Below are 24,256 nucleotides of genomic sequence, written 5' to 3' on the forward strand. Positions count from 1 at the left end.
GGCCTATGGTCAAGGCGACATACCATGGAGTTCTCAGCCTAGATGATCCGATCCGTCCTCGCCGCCGTCCTGCTGGTCGCCGCCTGCTCAAGCCCGCCTGCCTCCGATCCCGCTGCGGGAGAGACAGCAACCGCGACCGCCGCCTATACTGCGCAGTTCCATGACAGTGCGCGGGCGCGCTCCGCGCTCGAAACACTGTCCTCTGACGAATTCGAAGGCCGCAAGACCGGAGAGCCGGGCAATCTCAAGGCACGCGAATGGATCATCGATCAGCTCGAAGCGCGCGGCGTGGACCCGCTGCTGGTTGATGGCTTTGAAGCCCCGTTTTCGACCGCCAGCTTCTCCGAGGGCAAGGAAGGCGTCAGCGGCATCAACCTTCTCGCCGTCATCAATGACCAGCCGGGCGCGCCAGTCATCGTCATTTCGGCCCATTATGACCATGTCGGCACCGGTGAGGATGGCATCTACAATGGCGCGGACGACAATGCTTCCGGCGTGGCTGCACTTCTGGAAGCGATCAGCTGGTTTCAGGAGAACGCGCCAGAGACCACGCTCGTCTTCGCTTTCTTCGATGCCGAGGAAATGGGAATTGCAGGCTCTGCCGCCTTTGTTCACGACCTGCCCGAGGAGATCGAAGACCGCCTCGCCTTTAATCTCAATCTCGACATGGTCTCACGCGCTGACAAGGGCGATATCTTTGCTGTCGGCACCTATCATTATCCTGAGCTGGTCCCGGTGATCGATGCGGTCGCGGCCGAAGCGCCGCTAACTCTCAGCAAGGGGCATGACAGCCCGGAATGGGGCAATCAGAACTGGTCGACCATGTCAGACCACGCGCCTTTCCTGCGCGCCGGCGTGCCGATCATCTATCTCGGCGTCGAAGACCATGCCGACTATCACAAGGTCACAGACACGTTCGACAAGGTGGACCCGAACACCTTCGCAAGGGCGGTCGATACCGTACTGATGGTTGCCGAAGCCATTGATGAGCACGTCGCCAGCAACGGCGAATAGGCAGGCCGCTCGCAGCCAATAAAAAGCCCCGGACGATCGTTCGCCCGGGGCTTTTCAATTCCTAGAGGGCAACGCCCCTATTTCCAGCCGCAGCTGCGACCTTCATTCTGCTCTTCCAGATAGCCGATCAGCGGATCGAAATACTCGATGATCGCAGAGCCATCCATTTCACGCGTGCCGGTGAAAGTCTCCAGAACGTCTGGCCAAGGCTCTGATGCGCCCATTTCCATCATCGCATTGAAGCGTGCGCCGACTTCCTCGTTTCCATAGATCGAGCAGCGGTGCAGCGGGCCATCCCAGCCAGCCTGCTCACAGGCAGCCTTATGGAACTGGAACTGCATGATATAGGACAGGAAGTAACGCAGATACGGCGTGTTGCCCGGGATGTGGTACTTCGCACCCGGATCGAACGCGTCTGCCGGACGCGGGCCCGGCGGGACGATGCCCTGATACTGCGTGCGCTTTGCCCACCAGGCGTCATTATAGTCGGCAGGCTGCGTCGTGCCGTCGAGCACGTCCCAGCGCCAGCTATCAACCGTGATCGCGAATGGCAGGAAGGCAATCTTGTCAAGCGCGGTGTTCATCAGAAGCGAGATGTCGGCCTCTTCGCCCGGCACCTGATCCTCGGTGATCAGGCCAATGTCGACGAGATAGGACGGTGTGATCGACAACGCGATGAAGTCACCAATCGCCTCGTGGAAGCCGTCATGGGCGCCGTCCTTGTAGAGGTAATCGACGTCCTTATAGGCGCGCTGGTAGTAGTTGTGCCCCAGCTCGTGGTGGACGGTGTAGAAGTCCTCGGCATTCACCTCGGTACACATCTTGATGCGCACATCCTCCTCGTCATCGAGGTCCCAGGCGGATGCGTGGCACACGACTTCGCGGTCTTCCGGACGCACGATCATCGACCGCTCCCAAAAGGTCTGCGGCAGCGGATCAAGACCGAGCGAGACGAAGAAGGCCTCAGCGGTCTCGACCATCTCGATGGCGTCATAGTCAGCCGCGACAAGCTCGTCCGTCAAATTATAGCCCTGCCCCGGCAGGCCCTCCGGCTCGACCAGCGGGTAGATGTTCGACCATTGCTGCGACCACATATTGCCAAGGAGGTCGGCACGGATCGGGCCCGTGGCAGGCTGGACATCGTCGCCATACTCTTCGTTCAGCTCTGCGCGCACATAGCAGTGCAGCTCCTCATAGAGCGGGGACACCTGGCTCCAGAGGCGGTCGACCTCGGTCGCCATTTCTTCCGGCGGCATGTCGTATTTCGACAGCCACATCGTTTTCAGATTGTCATAGCCAAGCTCGGTCGCGCCTTCATTGGCGATCTCCACCATGCGGGCATAGTCATCCTTCATCGGCGGCGACACGGTGCGCCAGCCTTCCCAGACAGCCTGCAGCTCTTCCGGGTCGCGGCTCGTCTCGATGATGGTCGACAGCTGGTCGAGGTTCAGATCCTCGCCCTTATAATTGAACGTGCCAGTGCCATAGGTCGCTTCGAGGCCGGTGGTGATCTGCGACAGCTCTTCGGCTGCGCCTTCGGTCGACGGGGCCGGAATGGTGACGCCGGATTGCAGGCGCTGCATCTTACGCGCGAGGTCTGCTGGCAGGTCGACATCATTGAACTGCTTGGACTCATTGGCGAGCGAGACGGCCAGGGTCGTTGCGCGGGCACCCGCCTCGGCTGCGGCCGCATTCGTCTCATCGGTGATATTGGTCGCCTGCTCCCAGAAGATCGGGCTGATCTCCTTGGACATCTGGCCAAGCTCAGCATCGGCGCGTTCCAGGAAGGCGCGGGCCTCTGCAACTTCAGTGCTCTCTGCCTCGACCGGGTCGCCCGCCATTGGCGGAACTGGCACTTCGGCAGGCGGCACGTCGCCGGAATTATTCGTACAGGACACAAGCAGCGCCGCGCTGAGCGCAAGCACGCTGGTAGAAATCAGACTGGTTTTCATTGGGGAACCTCCATGATGGCAGCACCGAAGCGCCAGCCGCATGAAAGGTCAATGCCAGAGCGGCGGGAAGTTGAGCCGCCCGCCGGGCATCAAAAAATTCAAAGGCCTGAAAAATTTGGCGCGCCAGCATCCGCAAGGACACTGGCGCGCGCGCGAGAAGAAGAGGCGCAAGGCCACCATCGACGGTTTTCCTCTCGCACACGCATACGTTGCATAAACTATAGCGGATCAGAAAACAGTGAAATTTTATACATCTACACGGGATACGGGCATCCCGCGGGTTTAGTCATCGCCCTTCATATAGCGCGGCAGCCAGCCTTCGTGGGCGTCCCGGAGGGTGGACAGAGCTATCTTGGTTCTGGTGACGTCAGGCGAGACCCCAAGGTCGAAGGCGATTTCATCGCCGCCGAAGGTGCCAATCACCGAAGGCAACAAGCCCTTGGACTCCCACTTGGCCAGTTGGTCATCAGTGGCGGCGACCAGGAACGCGTCAGTGCGTTCACCAAAGATCTGCGTAAGTTCGCTTACCTCACCCGGCTCCGGCGCGCAAAGCGTGACGCCGACCGCACCTGCAAGCGCCATCTCGCTTGCCGCACAACCAATGCCGCCTTCGGACACGTCATGAACGGCGTTCACCAGACCCTGCTCAACCAGCGACCTCACAAAATCAGAGTGTTTCATCGAAACGCCCAGATCCATCGCGGGTGGCGGACCGAGGTCTTCGCCGCTCAGCCCAAGAAACGCGCGGCCATAGAGCGATGCGCCCAGGCTCGCGGCGCTTTCCCCGATCAGGACAAGCTTGTCACCCGGCTGCGCACCCTTCAGCGTCGCGATCTTGGAGACATCCTCGATCAAGCCAACGCCGCCGACCACTGGCGTCGGCGGGATCGCCTTGCCATCGGTCTCATTATAGAGGCTGACATTGCCGGACACGACGGGGAAGTCGAGGGTGCGGCAGGCTTCGGCCATGCCTTCGATGGCTTTCACGATATAGCCCATCGTTGCGGGCTTTTCCGGATTGCCGAAATTGAGATTGTCGGTGATGGCGATCGGCGTCGCGCCGACGCTGGACAGGTTCCGATATGCCTCTGCCACCACAGCCTTGCCGCCCTCGAACGGGTCAGCGGCGACATAGTGCGGGTTGCAATCGGAACAGATCGCGAGCGCCTTGTTGGTGCCGTGGATGCGGACAATGGCGGCGTCGCCCATGCTCTGTGAGCTGTCGACGGTATCGCCCATCACATGGCGGTCATACTGCTCCCAGATCCAGCGCTTGGAGGCCATGTCCGGCGAGGACATGAGCTTCAGCAGCACGTCGCCGTAATCCTCAGGCTCTGGATACTTCGAGATGTCGAGCGGCGCGCGCGCCTTCGGCTCCACCCAAGGGCGGTCATAGTTCGGCGCATCTTCTGCCAGCGGCGCGACAGGGATATCGCAGACCACTTCGCCGAACTGCTTCAGCACCATGTGACCGGTATCGGTCGTCATGCCGATGACTTCAGCGTCGAGGTCGTATTTCTCGAAGATCGCCTTGGCGAGGTCTTCCTTACCCGGCTTCAGCACCATGAGCATCCGCTCCTGGCTTTCCGACAGCATGATCTCATAGGCGGTCATGCCGGTCTCGCGTTGAGGCACCTTGTCGAGGTCCATCTCGATCCCGATGCCCCCCTTGTCGGCCATCTCGACCGACGAGGAGGTGAGACCCGCCGCGCCCATATCCTGAATGGCCTGAATGGCATCGGTTGCCATCAGCTCAAGGCAGGCCTCGATGAGCAGCTTCTCGGTAAAGGGGTCACCCACCTGAACCGTGGGGCGCTTCTCCTCATCGCCTTCGGAGAATTCGGCAGACGCCATGGTCGCGCCGTGAATGCCGTCGCGGCCCGTCTTGGAGCCGACATAGAAGATCTGGTTTCCGGGCGTTGCGCCGCGCGCATAGAAAATCTTGTCCTGATCCGCGAGGCCAACAGCCATCGCATTGACGAGGATGTTGCCATTATAGCCTTCGTCGAACTGGGTCTCGCCCGCCACGGTCGGCACGCCGACGCAATTGCCATAGCCACCGATGCCCGCGACCACGCCAGCCACGAGTGAGCGCGTCTTCGGATGATCGGGCGAGCCAAAGCGCAGCGCATTGACCAGCGCAATCGGGCGTGCGCCCATGGTGAACACGTCGCGCAGGATGCCGCCCACGCCTGTTGCCGCGCCCTGATAAGGCTCGATGTAGGACGGGTGGTTGTGCGACTCCATCTTGAAGATCGCCGCCTGACCGTCGCCAATATCGATAACGCCCGCATTCTCGCCGGGGCCCTGAATGACGCGCTCATTCTTGGTCGGGAATTTCGACAGGTGGCGGCGCGAAGACTTGTAGGAGCAGTGCTCGGACCACATCACCGAATAGATGCCGAGCTCGACAAGGTTCGGACTGCGACCCAGCCTTGTGACCAGCCGGTCCCACTCCTCTGCATTAATGCCGTGGCCGGCAGCGTCGGTTTCGGACTGCACGGCCTGCATGGCAGAAACGATCCGGTTGGCGAGGTCAGAAGTGTCGGTCAATTGAGGTGCTCGATTCTGATTGGGTCTGCTGAGATGCTCGATACTTGCCGCGCGGGCCGGGGACAATGCTCCAATGCGGAATTTGCGCGCTTCTATCCAGTTGAGGCTACCGCAATGAGGCCGCCGGATGGCCGCCGCTACTTCAAATACGACCAATCTCGAAACCGGAGCGCATGTTTTTGCGTTGGTGCAGCGGTTCTTGGATACGTGAAGGAAAGGATACCCTCCATGAGACTGATCCTGTTAGCACTTCTGCCCGCCGCGCTCGCCGCATGTGGCAATGATGGCGGCTATAGCAGCGAAGATGGCACCATGCCGGCACCTGAGCCGACGATGGAAGAAGCCGCAGCCGAAGCGCAATCAAACGCAGGCGTTTCCAGCGACATGCCGACCCCAATGGAAGGCAGCTGGGCCACGTCTACTGATCGCGGCGACCCAGCCGCCAGCTTCTCATCAGACGGTGAAACCCTGCTGACGCTGATCTGCCGCGCAGAACAGGTCGAAGGCGAAGGCAAAACGCTCGTCGTGCAGCGCGCGACCAGCGAAGGCGGCGACACCATCGACTTCCTCACGTCTGCTGGCAATGTCAGCATCGACGCAGTAGCGCTGGAGATGGAAACGCCAATGATTGGCGGTTCGGTTGACCCGTCCACCAACGGGGTCGCGACACTGGTCAACGCGAACGACGCCATCCGCGTCCGTTCCGGTCAGGATGAGATCGTCGTTCCCGCTGGCGAAGAGATGAAGACCCTCGTCGACAATTGTCGTCCGGAGCCTGTGGCTGAAGAAGAAGAAGCTGAAGGCGAAATGGAAGAAGAAACGGAATCTGAAACCGAAGAATAAGGTTCTAGGTCCGAACAATGAAAAGGCCGGTGCGAGGTTCGCACCGGCCTTTTTCAATTCTGGTCGCTATTAACGTCTCAGGCGTCGGCTTTTTCCATTTGGGACTTCACGCGCTCGCACCAGTCCTTGCCGGAGTCGCCGCCCCATAGCAGCCACGCGATATAACCGGCCGATGGGTCGTCATCATTTCCGAAATCATCAGCCTTCTTGTCGACCTCATGACGGGCAAAATAACTTACCATTCGCTCGATCGTGTCTGGCGACAGCGATTTGCGATTTTTGAGATCCCGGGCCCGCGCGACACCTACGTCCGTGCCGCCGCGATCAAACTCCTCACGAAGTTTCAGACCCTTTTCAGCTTCGTCAGCGACTTTCTGGGGCGGCTCGAAATCGATGTCCTCATACTTCTTGGGCGTGCTCATGATGCCTTCCGAACCTCTGAATGGCTCTTGAGAACCTCTGAGTCGTCGCTCTCGATCAGATAGGCCGGTTCATCTTCGCTGGCGTCGCGGGTGATCTCTTCACCTTTTATCTTCACGGTGCGCTTCTGCGTGTAGACCGACTTGATCTTGCCAGACCCGGTGCCATTGCCCCAATCCCACTCGACCTTGTCGCCTTCATTATATCCTTTTCCCTTGGACATTCTTTGCTCCATTCAATTGCTTTGGTCATTGATGAACAGGGCACGGGCGGCGCGGTTCCGGCCCTGCGCGCGAATGCCTTGCTATGGAGACAAGCTGCGGGCAGTGTCCCGGACGACGGGCGGGCGTCATGCGAAGACGAGGTGATTTGGATGCGGCGACGCGATTTTGTCAGTGGGTTCGGACTTGCAACTCTGGGGGCATGTGCCACTGCACCGGCAGAGACACTCGCACCCCCACCGCCCACCAACCCCTACGCCAGCTACGTCCCGCTCCAGTCCAGCCTGTCGCGGGTCACCCGCACAGTTGTCGGCCATCGCCCTTACAGGCCGATGGGCTACCGGCTGGAGACTGAAAAGCTCGGCCAGAAGACGGTCATCCACAATTACGGTCATGGCGGGTGCGGCGTGACCATGTCATGGGGCACCGCCTCCGTGGCTGCCGATGAAGCGACCGCCACCGGCGCGCGCGATATCGCCGTCCTTGGCTGCGGCGTTCAGGGCCTTACCTCCGCCCTCATCCTTGCCCGGCGCGGTCACAACGTCACGATCTATGCAGAACAGCTACCGCCGCACACGACATCCAATGTCGCTGGCGTTCTCTGGATGCCGACAGGTTATTTTGATCGCTCGGCTGTCAGCCAGGAATGGCTGGCGATGAACCGCAAGCTCATTCGCCTCGCCTATTACGGCTTCCTGCCTTACGTGAACCGGCCGGGATATGGCGTCTACTGGGCCGACCATCACCAGCTCGGCCGACGCATCCCGTCACCGCGCTATGAGCTGCCCGGCGGCGACGATATCTATCCCGCCCTTCACACGTCGACCGAGAACACGCTGTTCGGCTATGCCTATGAAGAACGCTTCAAGGCGATGATCATCGACCCGGACTATTATCTCGACGCCATCCTGCAGGACGCGCAGCTTGCCGGCGCGCGCACGGTGCGCATGCGCCTGGCCTCAATCGATGATGTGATGGCGCTGCCGGAACAGACCATAGTGAACTGTACCGGCCTTGGCGCGGCAGGCTTGTTCGGTGACGACACGCTAGTGCCTGTCAAAGGCCAGCTCAGCCACCTCCTGCCTCAGCCGAACGTGACCTATTCCTATGTCGCGCCCACATCGAGCGGCGTCCTCTACATGTTCCCGCGCAAGACCGGCATCGTCCTTGGCGGCACGCATGATGAAGGCAATGACACGCTAGAGCCGGACCCGGCGCAGATCACACGCATGGTCGAAGGCCACGCAGAGCTGGCGGCCCGGCTCAGCGCAAATGCCTGAACCGGGCGGCGCACCCCTGATTAGTCCTCGGCGTCAGCCGTGGCCCAGGCGGCAGCTTGCGCTTCCGCGATAGAGACCAGGTTGCCCATCGCCACATTGATATCGATCAGGTGCAGCCCCCAGTCGCGCAGGACGTCATTCCCGACCACGACATCGCCGAGGATATCATCGGCCCGCGGATCGCTTGGGTCTCCGGTGACCTCGACGGCGAGATAGGTATGCCCGTCGGTCTCGACGCATTCGGCCGACAGCATGCCGGGAAGCGCCGCGTAAGCCGTTGCCACACGCTCACCTTCCACAAAGCTCGCATTCTCGATCCCGAAGAAGCCGGTTCGCGACAGCCGGGCATCAAGCCCGCCCTCGTCGCCTGACAGCTCGGCGGGGTTCACGCAAATCGCCCGCTGACCGTCCGCACTCGTATCCCCGAACCGGCTATCTGCTGGCGGAGGAGAGTCCGACCGGAAGCTCACATATCCAATTACGCAGCCCGTCTGACCGCTCGTCTCACAGACCGGGAAGGCGCCGACGTCGCCTGTGTCTGCATCGGCATACATCGTATAGCCGATCGGCATGGCCGAAACGATCAGGTCCTCACTGTCAGACCCAGTGATCGTCTCACGCATCAGCCGCTCGACCATGCGTGCGCCCTGCGAGTGTCCGACCAGGATCACGCCGCGCTCGTCATTCTCTGTCTCAAGATAGGTGTTCCACGCGTCCACGACGTCGTTAAAGCCCAGTTCAGGATCAGCCGAGAACTCTGCTCCGCCCATCAGGCTCTGCAGATGGGTCAGGGTCACCTGACGATAGACCGGGGCGAAAAGGCGGCAGGTTTCACCGAACGCGCCAAGCTGCAAGGCCGCGACGCGTTCTTCCTCCGGCCCGGCCTTGAGGTCACTATTCGGCGTCGCGTCGAATGAGATTGTCGGGTAGACGTAGAAACAGTCGATCGGCGGATTGTTCGCGCGTTCGAAATCCACCTGTTCAAGCGTGCCGTCCGCACTCACACGCGTATAATTGAGGTCACCAGAACAGGCATCGCCATCCTTGCCCGGGTGGCAGAGCCAGTTTGCCATGTCGCCATAGTCGGCATCCGCGGTCTGCGCCGCCTCGGCACCTGCGTCACCTTCGCTCTCGACTGGTTGCGCCTCTTCAGCCGCTGCTGCCCCTGGTGATGCACTTTCCTCTGCGCCGCCACAGGCGGCCAGCGCCAGCCCGAGTACCGCGAATACACTCGTCTGAATTCTCATCGATCAGCTCTCCCTCTTGCCTCGTTACCCCTGAGTAACCCTGCCCGCACATTTCGAACAGTTCAAATTCGGCAAATTCTTTTTCAACCTCTCTGCGATAGAGGTGTAGGCGCTGCGCTGACCGCACGCGAAAATCGAGGCCCTATTTGATCAAGATCAGGACAATCACCCCAGACGACCTTCCACGCGTGATGGACCTCGTCGCCAAGGTAGATTTTCCTTGGCGCAGTCATGCAGGCTGGCAATGGGCGCTGTTCGAAAACCCGCAGCAGGGGGAGATTCCGGCTGGCTTCGTGGCTGAGAAGGAAGGCCGTGTCGTCGCCATGGTGGGGCTTCAGGCACGGAACTTCACGTTGGAGGGAGAACCGGTAAAAGCCGCAACCGGTCATACATTCATTGCTGGGCCAGAGGGACGCGGCAGCGGCGTACGGCTCGCCAAACGCGCGATCACCTATCCCGGCCTGGCATCCGTCTATTCCCTAAATAACAATGCGAGTTCAGCGGGCCTCTACAAGAAGCTGGGCATGAAGGCATGGCTGGGCGATGGCGCCCTGAACCGGATTGAATGGCCCATCAGGCCCGGCGCAATGGGCACCGGCCTTGCCTTCTCACGCCTCGCCCGGTCTGACCGGATGTATGACGCGCTATCGGCCCGTGAATGGTTCGCCGCAAAGCCGAAGCCGCTCGCAGACTATGCGCAGCAGTCACTCGCAACCGGAGACTGGCTCGACCCCGCAAAACCGGATCACGCACGCCTCATCGAAAACTTCGATGCCGAATTGCGAAGCAGCCGCCGCGTCGTGCCAGTACGAAGCGCTGCATTCTATTCCTATCTGCTGACCGATCCTGACGCGCCCGGTCGCAGCGTCTTGCTCTCGGCCCGCGAGGGCGACAGCATTTCAGGACTGATGCTGACAATCATGAGCAAACCGAATGCGTATGAGCCTGCTGGCCTCGACATTGTCGACCTCGAACTCGCTTCCGGTGCGCCGCGCGCGGCCACCATCGCGCACCTGATCGGGGCCGCGCGCAAGCTCGCGAAGGTGAGCGGCGCAGCCAGGCTTCGCCTGATCTTCTCAGACCGCTTTGCAGCGTCAGAAGTGAAAGGCACCGGCCTTCGCCTTCACCGCCGGTTCTCGTACGATCCGGCCCACGCCTCGTTCGCGGGCGATGATGGCAGATTTGCCGATGGCTGGTCACCCACGGGGATTGAAGGGGACTTCCACTTCGCTCTGCGTGTCGCGCCTCAACGCGCGCCGAGATAGGTCCAGCCGCGAAGCAGAACTTCCAGCGGTCCGCGTGAAAACGCTTTCCGCCAGACGCTCGCCGCCGCAACAGATCCAAACCCAACAACCAGTGCGATGGCGACGCAGCCCAATGCGCCAATCTCACCATAGAGGCCGAGCCCGTAATTGTTGAAGATGAGCGAGAACAGCACGCTCTGCAGGATGTAAGCCGTCAGCGACGCGGTGCCGCCGCGCGCGAGGAATATCTTGATCCGGCCTTCGGGCACTTCCGCCCACTTGGCGATCAGCCCCAGATAGCCCGCCGTTGAAAAGGGGCTGAACAGCGTGATGACCGTCATGCCCGCCAGCATGTCCACGCTCATCATTCCGTTGCCTGACGAGACCATGAGCCATCCGCCCCAGATGCTTCCGGCCACCCCGACAGGCAGGAAAAACCGCCTGAATGTTTTCCAGATCGGCTTGCGCGGGTCGGAGATCGCCTCATGGCGCACCGCCGCGAGGCCGAAGACAAAGAAGGACATCGCGCCAATGCCTTGCATGAACAGGCCGCCCACGAGCACCATCGACCAGTCTGCAAACCGCTGGACCATCGCGTCAGCAAAAGTGCCTTCGCCAAATGCCTGTCGCGCGACCTCCGCCGAGGCAGCGTTCACCTCAAGCTCTGCTGCCATCTGTTCTGGCGCAAAGGTCGCCCCAAGCCAGAACAGGCCGAACGCCGACAGGACGACGACGAACTGTAGCGCGTAAAGGCCGATCCCCCACCGCACCAACGTCTTCGCGCTTGCCTTCCGAAAGAGGAAAAGGAAGCAGCCGAGTATCGCATAGATGACAAGGATATCCCCCTGGAACGCCAGAGCCACATGAAGCAAGCCGAGGATCAAAAGACCAAAAATGCGGCGCCAGTACCGCCCGGCGAATCCGACACTTCGGCGCTCTGCCGCCATCATCTGATAGGCAAAACCAACGCCGAACATGAATGAGAACAGCGTATAGGACTTCAGCATGAAGAAAGAGGTGACGCCGAGATACGCCCATTGGTCGGCGCCCTGCAGGTCTGTATAACCTGTCGTCATCGGATGGGCGAAGATCGCCACATTGACCAATGCAATACCGATCAGTGCGAACGCGCGCGCCAGATCTGGAAAGATTTCCCGACCTGCCGCTTTAGTTTCTTCAAGATAAGTCATGCCTCGCCCTCCCCAGAGCGAAGCGAAGTATGCCCTAGCGCTGGAAAATTGCCAGACTAGATCGCCGACAACAGGCTTTCGAACATGCCGCGGCCATCATCGCCGCCCTCATGCCCGCCAATGGCGCGCTCCGGGTGTGGCATCAGGCCAAGGACGCGGCCATTCTCCGACAGGACGCCGGCGATATCGCGCGCCGAGCCGTTCGGGTTGCCGCTGTAGCGGAAGGCAACGCGCCCCTCGCCTTCAATACGGTCCAGCGTCTCTTCGTCAGCGACGTAATTGCCGTCATGGTGCGCAATCGGGATCGTGATCTCGGCGCGGTCACCATAGGCGCTGGTGAAGGCTGAGTTGCTGGTCTCGATGCGAAGCGGCTGCGGGCGGCAGACAAAGTCGAGGCCCGCATTGCGCAGCAGCGCGCCAGGCAGAAGCTGCGTCTCCGTCAGCACCTGAAATCCATTGCAGACACCGAGGACATAGCCGCCCCGGTCTGCATGACGCCGCAGGCCTTCGATGACCGGAGAGTTCGCCGCCATCGCGCCGCAGCGCAGATAATCGCCATAGGAAAACCCGCCCGGCACGACCACCAGGTCGAGGTCCTGAGGCAGCTCGCCATCCTTGTGCCACACCATCTCTGGCGGCGTCCCCATGACCTCTGTCAGGGCCGTCTGGGCGTCGCGGTCACAATTCGATCCGGGAAAGACAATCACAGCGCTTTTCATGGCGTCCCCTTTAGCAGGATTGCGATGTAATTGGGAACCAAAGATGTCGGTGGGATTTAATTAGCAGGTCTGGTCGGGAGGTCCGGCCCGGCTGTTACGGATTATCCGAAGAAGGAAATCGAAAATGAAAAAGATCGCACTTTCTCTCGCTGCCCTGATGACCCTCGGCACGCTCGCTGCCTGCAACACCGTTGAAGGCGTTGGCGAAGACGTTGAAGCAACCGGCGAAGCCGTCAGCGGCGCAGCTCAGGGCGCTGAAAGCGAAACCTGATCCTTGAAGATCAGAGCGCGTCAGCAGCACGCCTGCTGACGCGCCTGTCTGGAAGCTCATGGCCGGCTCTGGCATAAGGGGCAGGTCATGAGCTTTCGCGTATCTGCCTTCTATAAATTCGTCCCTTTCGCTGACCCCGAAGCGATTCGCGCCGATATCGCAGCGCGCTTCGAGACGCTTGGTATTCGCGGCACGGTCCTGGTCGCCGCCGAAGGCCTGAACGGAACGATCGCCGCCGAAGGCGGCGCGCTCGATGAGGCCATGTCATTCCTGCGCGCGCTTCCCGGTTGCGACACCCTCGAACACAAGGAAAGCCACGCCGAGACGATGCCGTTCTGGCGCCTGAAAGTGCGCCTGAAGCAGGAAATCGTCACCATGGGTGTGCCGGGCACGGACCCGAATGATCTCGTCGGCACCTATGTCGCCCCGGAAGACTGGAACGCGCTGATCACCGACCCTGACACGGTGCTGATCGATACGCGCAACGATTATGAGTACGGCATCGGCACTTTCGAAGGCGCGATAGACCCGAATACGGCGACATTCCGCGAATTCCCCGACTGGTTCCGCGATTTCCGCGCAAAGCTGGAGGCTGAAGGCCGCAAGCCGAAAGTCGCCATGTTCTGTACCGGCGGCATTCGCTGTGAAAAGGCGACCAGCTTCGTGAAGTCCGAAGGCCTTGATGAGGTATTCCACCTCAAGGGCGGTATCCTGAAATATCTCGAAACTGTCCCGCAGGCCGAAAGCAAGTGGCAGGGCGAGTGTTTCGTATTCGATCAGCGCGTCTCGGTCGGTCACGGTCTCGAAATCGGAGATTATGAGCTCTGCCATGGCTGCAAACGCCCCGTTAGCGAGGCTGAGCGCCGCGATCCCCGCTATGAAGAAGGCATCTGCTGCCCCGCCTGCCACGACACAGTCACCGATGAGCAACGCGCCCGTTTCGCCGAACGCCAGAAGCAGGTCGAACTCGCCAAGAAGCGCGGCGAAGCGCATATCGGGCGCAAGAAAGCAAAGCCGGCCGATACCGAAGCGTCATGACGCTTCCAGTGCTCTATTCTTTCCGCCGCTGCCCCTATGCGATGCGCGCCCGGCTCGCCATTCAGTCCGCCGGGTTTGAATGCCGCCTGAGGGAAGTGGTCCTCCGCGACAAGCCGCAGGAGATGCTGGACGCCTCGCCAAAGGGGACCGTGCCGGTGCTCGTTCTTCAGGACGGCGCCGTCATCGACGAAAGCTTGGACGTCATGCTGCATGCGCTTGGGCAGAACGACCCCGAAGGCTGGCTGTCCCCTGATGAAGGTAGCCGGGCCGAGATGATGGACTTGATCGCCGCATGCGATGGGCCGTTCAAGCATCACCTTGATCGCTACAAATACGCCAATCGATACGAAGACGAGGGCGCCGTGTCGGAAGACCACCGCAAGGCAGGTTCAGCTTTTCTTGAGACGCTGGACTCTCGCCTCGCTTCGCGCCCCCAGCTTTTCGGTGAGCGCGTCTCGCTCGCCGACATGGCCGTGATGCCGTTCATCCGCCAGTTCGCAAATACGGACCGGGCCTGGTTCGACGCATCGCCCTACCCGGCCCTGAAAGCCTGGCTTGCCGCGCACCTTGCCAGTTCGCGGTTCAAGTCCATCATGCCGAAATTCGACCAGTGGAAGACCGGCGACAAAGAGCCCGTCTTTCCTTCAACGAAATAAAGCGACGCCGCGAGTGCCCGCCTTCCCAGCGAAAGCTGGGACCCATGGCGGTCGAGAGCAGATCGTCCGGTCAGTCGCCCAGCCGCCATGGACCCCACCTTTCGATGGGGACACGGAAAATACTTCCAGATTTCTGTTAACCCGCCAGCGACTTGCGCACAGCGTCCAGAGCGGCTTCGGCCTTGTCGCCGTCCGGGCCACCAGCCTGCGCCATGTCTGCGCGACCGCCGCCGCCCTTGCCGCCAACTTCGGCTGCAGCAACGCGTACGAGGTCAACCGCAGAGACCTTGTCGGTCAGGTCATCTGTCACACCGACCGCGACCGCCGCCTTGCCTTCATTGACGCCAATAAAGACAGCAATGCCGGAACCGAGCTTACCCTTGGCTTCGTCGACAAGACCGCGAAGATCCTTGCCGCCAACACCGTCAGCGACACGTGCGATCAGCTTGAAGCCGCCAATCTCTTCCGGGCCAGATGGCGCGGCGCCGCCGCCTCCACCCATGGCGAGCTTGCGCTTGGTTTCAGCCAGCTCTCGCTCCAGATTGCGGCGCTCTTCCATCAGGCTGCCAACCTTCCGGCTGACATCCTTCAGCGGCACTTTCAGCGTATCGGAAAGGTCGAGCGCGACCTGCGCGCGGCCTTTCAGGAAGGCGAGCGCTTCGGCGCCCGTTGCCGCTTCGATCCGGCGAACACCGGCAGAAACACCGCCCTCTGACGTGATGACGAAGGCAGCAATATCGCCCGTGCGCGCGACATGGGTGCCGCCGCAAAGTTCGACCGAATAGGGCCGCTTCTCATCGGTGAGCGGCTGGCCCATTGAAAGAACGCGGACTTCATCGCCATACTTCTCACCGAAAAGGGCGAGCGCCCCGGCCTCAATCGCCTTGTCTGGCGCCATGGTTTGAATGCGGGCCTCATCATTCTGGCGAATGACCGCGTTGACCTCATCCTCAATGGCTTCGATCTCGGCTGCGCTAAGCGCCCCGCCATGCGAGAAGTCAAAGCGCAGCCGGTCTTCCTCAACGAGGGAGCCTTTCTGCGTGACATGCGGCCCGAGCACATTGCGAAGCGCTGCATGGAGAAGGTGCGTGGCGGAGTGATTGGCGCGAATGCGCTGTCGGCGCGCCGCATTGGCAACGAGCTCAGCCTTGTCACCCAGCTTCACCGAACCGCCGGTCAGCTCACCGACATGAACGTGGAGGTCACCTGCGCGCTTCTGGACATCGCGCACGATGAACCGGGCGCCAGAGGCAAAGTGGATTTCACCATGATCGCCTGCCTGCCCGCCGCTTTCGGCGTAGAAAGGCGTGCGATCGAAGACGAGTTCACAGTCACCCGGGGCGACTTCATCGCGCATCTCGCCGTCCGACACGATGGCTTTCAAGACGCCCTCATCGCTTGTGCCGGCATAGCCAAGGAAGCTGGTCGCGCCGATCTTGTCGCGAACCCGGAACCAGACCGCTTGAGACGCGGTGTCGCCAGACCCTGACCAGGCCTCACGAGCGGCCTTCTTCTGTTCGGCCATAGCCGTGTCAAAGCCTGCCTGGTCAACGCTCATGCCACGACCGCGAAGGATGTCGGCGGTGAGGTCAATCGGGAAGCCATAAGTGTCATAGAGACGGAATGCGGTCTCGCCGGAAAGCTCTGCGCCTTCGCCAAGCCCGTCGGTGGCCTCATCCAGCAGGGCGAGACCGCGGCCCAGCGTGCGCTGGAAGCGGGCTTCCTCCTGCTCGAGAGCAGCTTCGATCGCAGGCTGCGCGCGGCCAAGTTCTGGATATGCCTCGCCCATTTCAGAGGTCAGCGCGCCGACAAGCTTGTGCATCATCGGTTCGCGCGCGCCGAGGATATGGCCGTGGCGCATGGCGCGGCGCATGATGCGGCGCAGGACATAGCCCCGGCCTTCATTCGACGGGGTCACGCCGTCGGCGATCAGGAAGGCGGAGGTGCGAAGGTGGTCGGCGATGACGCGGAAGGAGGCAAGCTGGTCGCCCGTCGCCTTTGCCCTGTAGACCTCTTCTTCGGCGTCAATCAGCGCCTGGAAGAGATCAATCTCATAATTGTTGTGGACGCCCTGCAGGACGGCGGCCATGCGCTCGAGGCCCATACCGGTATCAATGGAGGGCTTCGGCAGATCCTTGCGAGTGCCATTTGCCTCCTGCTCATACTGCATGAAGACGAGATTCCATATCTCGATGAAGCGGTCGCCATCCTCATCCGGCGAACCGGGAGGCCCGCCCGGTATCTTGTCGCCATGATCGAAGAAGATTTCAGAGCACGGCCCGCACGGGCCCGTATCGCCCATCGACCAGAAATTGTCCGAAGTCGAGATCGGGATGATCCGGTCGTCAGAAAGGCCTGCGACCTTCTTCCAGATCTGCGCGGCTTCCTTGTCTTCTGAATACACCGTGACCAGCAGGCGGTCTTTCGAGAGGCCGAATTCCTTTGTCACCAGCTCCCAGGCGAAGGCGATCGCATCATCCTTGAAATAATCGCCAAACGAGAAGTTGCCGAGCATTTCGAAGAAGGTGTGGTGGCGGGCCGTATAGCCGACATTGTCGAGGTCATTATGCTTGCCGCCAGCGCGCACGCACTTCTGCGAGGTTGCTGCGCGCGGTGCAAACGGGGTCTCTGCGCCGGTGAAGATGTTCTTGAACGGCACCATGCCGGCATTCACGAACAGGAGGGTCGGATCATTGTCCGGCACCAGCGGCGCGGACGGCTTGCGGGTGTGCCCCTGCCGCTCGAAATAGGAGAGGAATGTTTCTCGAAGCTCGTTGACGCTCGTCATCTTCTCGTCTGGCCCGTCCTTGCAGCTTGCCCAAATTCAAGCGCCCGGCCGAATGTCAGCCGGGCGCTTCCTGTTTTTGATATAAAGGCTTGAGCGAGGCCCGCCAAGAAGCAGCCACGCCGCAGGCTCAGTTCACTGCAGCGCGCCGATCCGGGTAGCGGCCTCAGCCAGCCTTCGCCTCATCGTCATCATCCTTGCTCGCTTCGAGCTCTGCCTCTTCTTCGGCAGACAGCATCACATCAGAGAGAAGGCCCGACTGGCGGCGGATTTCATGCTCGATCTCATCAGCGATATCGGGATTATCCTTGAGGAACTGGCGGGTCTTTTCGCGGCCCTGACCGATGCGCTCTTCCTTGTAGGAATACCAGGACCCAGCCTTCTCGACGACTTCGCATTTGACGCCAAGGTCAATGAGTTCGCCCGTCTTGGAGATGCCTTCGCCATAGAGAATGTCGAACTCGACCTGCCGGAAGGGCGGGGCCACCTTGTTCTTCACCACCTTGACGCGGGTCTGGTTGCCGATGGTTTCCTCACGGTCCTTGATTGCGCCGATGCGGCGGATGTCGAGGCGGACAGAGGCGTAGAATTTCAGCGCATTACCGCCGCTGGTCGTTTCAGGGCTACCGAACATCACGCCGATCTTCATGCGGATCTGGTTGATGAAGATGACCATACATTTCGACTTGGAGATCGAGGCGGTCAGCTTGCGCAGCGCCTGGCTCATCAGGCGGGCCTGAAGACCTGGTAGCGAATCGCCCATCTCACCTTCGATTTCAGCGCGCGGGGTCAGCGCGGCCACAGAGTCGATGACCAGAAGGTCGACCGCACCAGAGCGCACCAGCGTATCGGCAATCTCGAGGGCCTGTTCACCAGTGTCCGGCTGGGAGACGAGCAGGTCATCGAGATCAACGCCGAGCTTGGCAGCATAGGTCGGGTCCAGCGCATGCTCTGCGTCCACGAAGGCGCAGACGCCACCATCTTTCTGGGCTTCCGCAATCGCATGCAGCGAGAGCGTCGTCTTACCAGAGCTTTCAGGGCCATAGATTTCAATGATGCGGCCCTTTGGCAGGCCGCCAATACCAAGAGCGATATCGAGGCCGAGCGAACCGGTCGACACCGCTTCGATGTCGAGCGACTTCTGATCGCCGAGCCGCATGACCGAGCCCTTGCCGAAAGAGCGCTCAATATTGGAGAGAGCTGTCTCGAGTGCCTTTTGCTTGTCCACGCCGGATTCCTTGTCCACGAGTTGCAGATTGCCGCGTTTGGCCATGTTCAGTCTCCTCATATATGGCCCGGCTTTGCAAGGCCGGCGTTCTTGTCAGAGCGCAGTCTGTACCACACTTGTTCACGAGAACAAAACAAAAACTTCGGAGCTCATCCAGACGCTTGCCGAAGACGGGGCAACCCGCCTAGTGTCTGGACCTGATCAAGCAGAGCGGCATTGCCACCCATATGATATCGATTCGACATCCTCGTCGCGGGCTTCTCCTCAGCCTCGCAGCGCTCACCGCGCTTGGCTTGCCCATCGCAGCGAAAGCGCAACAGGATGAGGGCACACCGCCGACAACGCTGCCCTTTGAACCAACCGTGCCATCTGCCCCGCCGGGATATGAACCGCCCGCGCAGCCGGGGAACCTGCCCACCCGGTCGCCGCAGCCCTCATCTCAGACATCGCAGCCCCAGACGCAGGCCGCGCCGCCTCCGCCGCCCGGCGATCCGCTCTGCTATGAGATCGGGCCCTATATCCGCGAAGGCGCGAGCGCCTCTCGCTTTGCCGCGCTTAGCCAGTCGACGGCCGCAGGCTCTGCCATTGGCAGCTTTCCTGCGGGCGACGCCCTCAGTGAGCTCGGCGCAGGCGATTGCGCTGTCGCGATACCGGGCGCAGCGCCTTTCAGCGCCGCCTCACCCTATAATCAGGTGACCTGCACGCTTCAGATCGACCAATCGGATGAGGCGAGCCTCGAATCGATGCGCCAGCGCCGCGACGAGCTGAAGGACCGGATCGCCGCCTGCCCCGCTGTCGCAGAATGGCAGGCAGAGCTGGTCGACACACCGGGAGAGCGCAATGGCGCGCTTATCTCTGACCAGGTCTTCAGCCACCCGAATGTAAATGTCGAAATGGTCGTGCGCGCACAGCAGCGAAACAAGCTCGGCCAGTGGCCTGATGATTATATCCGGACGCTGTCGCTCATCCTGCGCACCCCCAATCCGGATGCACCGCCGCCGCCAGAAGAGCCGACACCGGACCTTGCCGAAATCGAATAGGCGGGGCGCGCGCCAAAAGCTGACAAGGTGCCCTTTCCAAGCCCCCGCCTTCGCCCCATTATATCGGCCATGCTGACACGAAACGGACAATCAGGCGGCGAAGCGAAGCTTCACTATCTCGACGGCGATATCGACATTATCGAGCCTGGCGACTACGTGACCTGCGCGGTAACCGGCCGGAAGATCCCGATCATGGCGCTGCGCTACTGGAGCGTCGATCACCAGGAAGCCTATATCGATGCCGCGGCAGCTGCCTCGCGCATGGTTGAAGGCAAAGGCGCTGCATGAAGTGGGCGGCCTGTCTCGGACTGATCGCCTCGGCCGGGCTTTTCGCCCTTCCGGCGATCGCTGACGCCACCTCCCTTTCCTGCTCCGGCGCTGCCAAGCAGGGCGGCCTTCTTATCTGCACCGGCCCAGCCGATACGTCTGTGCGTGTTGCTGGAGAGGATGGCAGCGGTGCCCGCGAGGTTCGCACCAATGCGGACGGCGTCGTGACGGTGGGCCTCACCCGCACTGAAGCGAGCCCGCTGATCCTGACGCCAGCAGGCGGCGCGCCCATCTCCGTCGATATCGCGCCGCGCAGCGATGACTTCAGGCTTCTTCGCGGGTTGGATTGCGACAAGGTCGATGCCCGCACGCCGGAGCAGCTCGCCGAAGTCGAGGAAAGCTGGCTGAAGAAGAAAGACGCCTTCGAGACGTTCAATGATGGTCCTGGCGCCAGTCTCGGTTTCAAGCGTCCTGCAGAAGGGCGCGCCTCTTCGCCATTCGGGCCGGAACGCAAATATACCGGTACCGGCGCGGACGGTGAGACCTGCGAGAAAGTGTCCGTCCACCAAGGCTATGACATTGCGACGCCGATCGGCACGCCCATCATCGCGCCTGCACCGGGCACAGTGATCCTTGGCGACCCGGACCTTTATTACGAAGGCGGCGCAGTCTTCCTCGATCATGGGCAGGGCCTTGTCTCTGTCTTCATGCACATGTCGAAAGTCGACGTGAGCGCTGGCGACGAAGTCGAAGCTGGCGAGCAGATCGGGCTTTCCGGCAATACCGGCCGCACCACCGGCCCCCATCTCCACTGGGCAGTAAAATGGAGAAATGAGGCAACCCAGAACCGGGATGCGGATTTCTACATTGACCCGGCGCTTCTTCTGGCGCTGGAGCCTCAGTAGGAGAATCCAAATGGCACAGTCGAAGAATGCCGTCGTGACAGGCGGTGCCTCCGGTATGGGACTGGAGATGGCGCGGCACATTGTTGAGCGCGGCGGCAAGGTCCTCATCGCGGACATGGACAGCGATGCCCTTAAACTCGCCGCCAGCGAACTTGGTGAGGCGGCGTTCACGTTCGAAGCCGACGTCTCCCGCGAGTCGGACATTGAGGCGATGGCCGACGAAGCGTTCGACAAGCTGGGTCAGGTCGATCTCGTGTTCGCCAATGCAGGTCTGCAGTTTGATGCGCCGCTATTGGAAGCCACGCCGCATGAGTTTGATCTGCAGTACGGCGCCAATGTCAAAGGTAGCTGGATGACCGCAAAAGCCTTTGCCAATCGCTGGATTGAGCGCGGCGAACAGGGCCGTATCTGCTTCACCGGCTCCGAGCATAGCCTGGGTTTTCAGCATGACGGCGCGGGGCTCTATACCGGCACCAAACACGCCATTCTGGGCCTCGCCGAGGTCATGCGCCGGGAGATGCCAGAAGCGGTCGGCATCAGCGTCTTCTGCCCGGGCCTCGTGAATACAGGCTTCTATGCCAGCCGCGAAAAGGCCGGTCTGGAAGAGGATGCCGAAGCGCTCCGGACAGGCGAAAAGCTGATGGCCAGAGGAATGCCCGCTTCGAAGGCGGCCGGCGCCGCTGTCGAGGGGGCTATGATGGGCGAATGGCTAATCATGACCCACGCGGTCGCCCGCGAAGGGGCGAAAGAACGCTGGGACGAGATTGATGATGCCTTCCAGCGCCAGGCCCCGCCCGGCTCAGATGATGCAAACTACAAGGTTACCGAGCTGAAGGAACAGATCGAGTCAGAGGAGCCGCCGCCGCGCTGACCGGAAGTTTTTTTGCGCGTCACTCGGAACACGGCGCGCACGGGCTAGTTGCTTGGGTCATAGATCTAGAAAGGAATACCCATGTCTACTGACACGTATGCAATGACCAAAGTTGTCGGCACGTCGAAAACCAGCATTGAAGAAGCGATCAATGGCGCGCTGAAGAGCGCGAGCAAGACGATCCGTAATATGGACTGGTTTCATGTGACCGAAACGCGCGGCTATATCGAGAACGGCCAGGTCGCATACTATCAGGTCTGTATTGAGATCGGCTTCAAATACGAAGACTAGGGCTCCGGACCGAATTTGATTGCCTCCCTCAGGGCGCAGGTTCATCCTGCGAGCAACCTTGAGGGAGGTTTTTCATGAAAAGAATACTGGCGACAGCCATCCTGCTTGCGCTTTCCGGCCATGCACAGGCCCATGACGGGCCGCAACATTCCGAACATCACGCGGCCACCCCGCCGCCCGGCTCCAACGAAAAGCTGCGCTCACCGATCGCGTCTGCTGACGGGCTGGAAGTGCTGATTTCCGATGTCGTGATCCCGCCCAACGCGACCGTTCCGCGCCATTATCATCCCGGCGAGGAGTTCCTGTACGTGATCTCCGGCTCAGCCGTGCATGTTCAGGACGGTCAGGAAGATATCGAGCTGGTGGCTGGCGATTCCTATGTGATCCCGCCGCGTGCCGCCCATTCGCCGCGAGGCGGCCCGGACGGCGCACGCGCCATTGTCTTCCGCGTCCACCGCGACGGGATGCCAGAGCGTATCCTTCTGGAAGACGGCGAGACGCCGCCCCCTGAAGAAGATTAAGGCCTGTCAGGGCTTCAGGGCTTCAGGAGCGTCGAGCCAATCGTCTTGCCGCTCTCGATGGCGCGGTGTGCCTCGGCAGCATCTTCGAGCGCGAAGGTCTGGCCGATCTGCGCCTTAAGCGTGCCAGCGCGCATGGCACCGAACAGGGCGGCTGCACCGCGCTTGAGGCCCGCTTCGTCGGCAACGAAGTGGAATAGGCCCGGCCGGGTCATCACCAGCGACCCGCGTCGGTTCAGCTCGCCCGGGGCAAGCGGCTCGACCGCGCCTGAGGCGTTGCCATAAGTGACGAACCAGCCCCGGCTTTTCAGGCTGTCCAGCGATGCCTTGGCAGAGTCCTTGCCGACGCTGTCATAGGCAACATCGACGCCCTTGCCGTCGGTGAGCGCGCGCACGCGGCTCGCCACATCATCGCTCGACATGATGACCTCTGCAGCGCCTGACTTCTTGGCAAGCTCAGCCTTCTCGTCGCTCGACGTCACCGCGATCACGCGCACGCCCATCGAGGTCGCCCAAGGCACCAGCAGCGACCCCACCCCGCCGACAGGGGCCCAGACGAGCGCGGTCTCACCAGGCTGCGCGCGGTAAACTTCAAACAGCAGCATCCACGCGGTCAGGCCCTTAAGCACGGTCGCCGCGCCCTCATCCTCGCTAATGCCGTCCGGCAGTTTCAGCATGCGCGAAGCCGGGCCGGTAAAATGCGTCGCATAGGTGCCCTGACCGAGATAGGTGACGCGGTCACCGACCTTCAGCGTCTCCACGCCCTCGCCGACAGTCTCCACTACACCAGCACCTTCCTGGCCCGGCGTGAAAGGCAGTTTGGCCGGGTAGAGGCCGGTGCGGAAATAAGTGTCGATGAAGTTGAGACCCGCCGCCGACTGGCGCACCAGAACCTCGCCGGGGCCTGGCTCTCGCGGCTCCATTTGTGTCTTTTTCAACACGTCCGGACCGCCAAGTTCGCTCATCTGAATGCAATATGCGCCGCTCATAAGGAAATCCTTCAGGAATCGTGGTTCTGTTTTCGTGATGAGGGACATAGCGATGATCTGCGGCGTTGACGAGGCCGGACGCGGACCATGGGCCGGCCCGGTGACGGCTGGCGCGGTTATTCTTGACCCGAGAAAGCCCATTGAGGGGCTGACAGATTCCAAGAAGATGACAGAGGCTGCGCGCGAAGCGCTGTATCCCGAGATCAAGGCAAAGGCCGTCGCGTTTGGTATTGGCTGGGCCAGCCCTCTCGAGGTCGACCAGCTCAATATCCGGGAAGCGACCTTCGTCGCCATGACCAGAGCGATCGCGATCATGGGGCTTGTCCCCGGCGAGCTCATCATTGATGGCAATTGCACTCCAAAAGAACTGCCCTGCCCGGCCCGCGCCATCGTGAAGGGCGACCTGACAGAGCCTTCGATCTCTGCCGCCTCAATCCTTGCCAAGGTTGCCCGCGACAGGGCGATGGCAGAGCTTTGCCACCGCTACCCCGGCTATGGCTTCAGTCAGCACAAGGGTTATGGCACGGCAGCCCATGCCGAGGCGCTCGAAACGCTTGGCCCCTGCGGCTGTCACCGCAAGAGCTTCGCGCCCGTCGCCCGCGCGCTGAAAGCCGCCTGAACACCCCTCCCCCGACGCCACGTAACCCCTCGTGAACTGCCTGATTTGCGCCTAGTATGAGCGCAAACAGAAAAGTTCATCGGAGGAACGTCACA

Annotated in this window: 24 protein-coding genes; 14 read left to right on the plus strand and 10 right to left on the minus strand. The window is 61.2% G+C overall.

Annotated features, from left to right (window positions below):
* Positions 1-42: 42 nt before the first annotated feature.
* A complete protein-coding gene (locus D1222_RS02625; protein WP_119452679.1) occupies positions 43-1,014 on the plus strand; it encodes a M20/M25/M40 family metallo-hydrolase in 972 nt (323 codons plus the stop codon).
* A gap of 77 nt (positions 1,015-1,091) precedes the next feature.
* On the opposite strand, the gene D1222_RS02630 is transcribed toward D1222_RS02625, so the two are convergent.
* Entirely contained in the window at positions 1,092-2,966 is a 1,875-nt protein-coding gene (locus tag D1222_RS02630) for a M2 family metallopeptidase (protein WP_119452680.1), read from the minus strand.
* A 282-nt stretch (positions 2,967-3,248) separates the two neighbouring features.
* Positions 3,249-5,477: a phosphoribosylformylglycinamidine synthase subunit PurL gene (purL, locus tag D1222_RS02635; protein WP_119453694.1), complete on the minus strand. Its 2,229-nt coding sequence runs from the start codon at positions 5,475-5,477 to the stop codon at positions 3,249-3,251.
* Positions 5,478-5,747: 270 nt separating this feature from the next.
* On the opposite strand from purL, the gene D1222_RS02640 reads away from it, so the two are divergent.
* Positions 5,748-6,362 carry a hypothetical protein gene (locus D1222_RS02640; RefSeq protein WP_119452681.1) on the plus strand — a complete coding sequence of 205 codons (615 nt, stop codon included), beginning with the start codon at positions 5,748-5,750 and terminating at the stop codon, positions 6,360-6,362.
* 77 nt (positions 6,363-6,439) lie between these two features.
* Here the strand turns inward: D1222_RS02640 and D1222_RS02645 are convergent, their stop codons facing one another.
* Positions 6,440-6,784 carry a hypothetical protein gene (locus D1222_RS02645; protein WP_119452682.1) on the minus strand — a complete coding sequence of 115 codons (345 nt, stop codon included), beginning with the start codon at positions 6,782-6,784 and terminating at the stop codon, positions 6,440-6,442.
* Positions 6,781-7,005, minus strand: a complete 225-nt coding sequence (locus D1222_RS02650) for a hypervirulence associated TUDOR domain-containing protein (RefSeq protein WP_119452683.1) — start codon at positions 7,003-7,005, stop codon at positions 6,781-6,783. Before D1222_RS02650 ends, D1222_RS02645 begins: the two co-directional genes overlap by 4 nt.
* 150 nt (positions 7,006-7,155) lie before the next feature.
* Between D1222_RS02650 and D1222_RS02655 the strand changes: the two genes are divergently transcribed.
* Positions 7,156-8,283 (plus strand): FAD-dependent oxidoreductase, encoded by a 1,128-nt coding sequence (locus tag D1222_RS02655; protein ID WP_119453695.1) that lies wholly within the window; start codon positions 7,156-7,158, stop codon positions 8,281-8,283.
* Between the two features lie 20 nt (positions 8,284-8,303).
* Here the strand turns inward: D1222_RS02655 and D1222_RS02660 are convergent, their stop codons facing one another.
* Positions 8,304-9,530, minus strand: coding sequence for a DUF3089 domain-containing protein (locus D1222_RS02660; RefSeq protein WP_119452684.1), 1,227 nt, complete (start codon positions 9,528-9,530; stop codon positions 8,304-8,306).
* A gap of 146 nt (positions 9,531-9,676) precedes the next feature.
* On the opposite strand from D1222_RS02660, the gene D1222_RS02665 reads away from it, so the two are divergent.
* Positions 9,677-10,795 carry a GNAT family protein gene (locus tag D1222_RS02665; protein WP_147371802.1) on the plus strand — a complete coding sequence of 373 codons (1,119 nt, stop codon included), beginning with the start codon at positions 9,677-9,679 and terminating at the stop codon, positions 10,793-10,795.
* Here D1222_RS02665 and D1222_RS02670 read toward each other — a convergent pair.
* Both D1222_RS02670 and purQ read right to left on the minus strand, forming a co-directional pair.
* Complete coding sequence (locus D1222_RS02670) at positions 10,777-11,964, minus strand: DUF418 domain-containing protein (RefSeq protein ID WP_119452686.1); 1,188 nt, start codon at positions 11,962-11,964, stop codon at positions 10,777-10,779. The two genes, D1222_RS02665 and D1222_RS02670, sit on opposite strands and share 19 nt — an antisense overlap.
* A gap of 56 nt (positions 11,965-12,020) precedes the next feature.
* Positions 12,021-12,683 (minus strand): phosphoribosylformylglycinamidine synthase subunit PurQ, encoded by a 663-nt coding sequence (gene purQ / locus D1222_RS02675; protein WP_119452687.1) that lies wholly within the window; start codon positions 12,681-12,683, stop codon positions 12,021-12,023.
* Between the two features lie 124 nt (positions 12,684-12,807).
* Here purQ and D1222_RS02680 point away from each other — a divergent pair, with 124 nt between their 5' ends.
* The 3 genes from D1222_RS02680 (at position 12,808) to D1222_RS02690 (ending at position 14,648) form a co-directional block, all read left to right on the plus strand.
* Positions 12,808-12,954 (plus strand): entericidin A/B family lipoprotein, encoded by a 147-nt coding sequence (locus tag D1222_RS02680; protein WP_119380524.1) that lies wholly within the window; start codon positions 12,808-12,810, stop codon positions 12,952-12,954.
* 87 nt (positions 12,955-13,041) lie between these two features.
* Positions 13,042-13,992, plus strand: a complete 951-nt coding sequence (gene trhO, locus D1222_RS02685; protein WP_119452688.1) for an oxygen-dependent tRNA uridine(34) hydroxylase TrhO — start codon at positions 13,042-13,044, stop codon at positions 13,990-13,992.
* Complete coding sequence (locus D1222_RS02690; protein WP_119452689.1) at positions 13,989-14,648, plus strand: glutathione S-transferase; 660 nt, start codon at positions 13,989-13,991, stop codon at positions 14,646-14,648. The genes trhO and D1222_RS02690 overlap by 4 nt, the downstream gene beginning before the upstream one ends.
* A gap of 136 nt (positions 14,649-14,784) precedes the next feature.
* Here the strand turns inward: D1222_RS02690 and alaS are convergent, their stop codons facing one another.
* Positions 14,785-17,436, minus strand: coding sequence for an alanine--tRNA ligase (gene alaS, locus D1222_RS02695; RefSeq protein ID WP_119452690.1), 2,652 nt, complete (start codon positions 17,434-17,436; stop codon positions 14,785-14,787).
* Between the two features lie 163 nt (positions 17,437-17,599).
* Complete coding sequence (recA, locus tag D1222_RS02700; protein WP_119452691.1) at positions 17,600-18,706, minus strand: recombinase RecA; 1,107 nt, start codon at positions 18,704-18,706, stop codon at positions 17,600-17,602.
* Positions 18,707-18,888: 182 nt separating this feature from the next.
* Between recA and D1222_RS02705 the strand changes: the two genes are divergently transcribed.
* The 6 genes from D1222_RS02705 (at position 18,889) to D1222_RS02730 (ending at position 22,556) form a co-directional block, all read left to right on the plus strand.
* The gene (locus tag D1222_RS02705) at positions 18,889-19,701 is read left to right on the plus strand and encodes a hypothetical protein (protein ID WP_119452692.1); all 813 of its coding nucleotides are present in this window, start codon (positions 18,889-18,891) and stop codon (positions 19,699-19,701) included.
* Positions 19,702-19,770: 69 nt separating this feature from the next.
* Positions 19,771-19,989 (plus strand): DUF2093 domain-containing protein, encoded by a 219-nt coding sequence (locus D1222_RS02710; RefSeq protein ID WP_119452693.1) that lies wholly within the window; start codon positions 19,771-19,773, stop codon positions 19,987-19,989.
* A complete protein-coding gene (locus D1222_RS02715; protein WP_119452694.1) occupies positions 19,986-20,873 on the plus strand; it encodes a M23 family metallopeptidase in 888 nt (295 codons plus the stop codon). Before D1222_RS02710 ends, D1222_RS02715 begins: the two co-directional genes overlap by 4 nt.
* 10 nt (positions 20,874-20,883) lie before the next feature.
* Positions 20,884-21,744, plus strand: coding sequence for an SDR family oxidoreductase (locus D1222_RS02720; RefSeq protein ID WP_182481846.1), 861 nt, complete (start codon positions 20,884-20,886; stop codon positions 21,742-21,744).
* 81 nt (positions 21,745-21,825) lie between these two features.
* Entirely contained in the window at positions 21,826-22,035 is a 210-nt protein-coding gene (locus D1222_RS02725; RefSeq protein WP_119452696.1) for a dodecin, read from the plus strand.
* 74 nt (positions 22,036-22,109) lie between these two features.
* Positions 22,110-22,556 carry a cupin domain-containing protein gene (locus D1222_RS02730; RefSeq protein WP_119452697.1) on the plus strand — a complete coding sequence of 149 codons (447 nt, stop codon included), beginning with the start codon at positions 22,110-22,112 and terminating at the stop codon, positions 22,554-22,556.
* Positions 22,557-22,570: 14 nt separating this feature from the next.
* On the opposite strand, the gene D1222_RS02735 is transcribed toward D1222_RS02730, so the two are convergent.
* Positions 22,571-23,542 (minus strand): quinone oxidoreductase family protein, encoded by a 972-nt coding sequence (locus D1222_RS02735; protein ID WP_119453696.1) that lies wholly within the window; start codon positions 23,540-23,542, stop codon positions 22,571-22,573.
* A 52-nt stretch (positions 23,543-23,594) separates the two neighbouring features.
* Between D1222_RS02735 and rnhB the strand changes: the two genes are divergently transcribed.
* On the plus strand, positions 23,595-24,161 hold the full coding sequence (gene rnhB / locus D1222_RS02740; protein ID WP_119452698.1) for a ribonuclease HII: 567 nt from the start codon (positions 23,595-23,597) through the stop codon (positions 24,159-24,161).
* The last annotated feature ends 95 nt before the right edge of the window (positions 24,162-24,256 follow it).

The organism is Henriciella algicola (assembly GCF_003576245.1).
Taxonomy (GTDB): domain Bacteria; phylum Pseudomonadota; class Alphaproteobacteria; order Caulobacterales; family Hyphomonadaceae; genus Henriciella; species Henriciella algicola.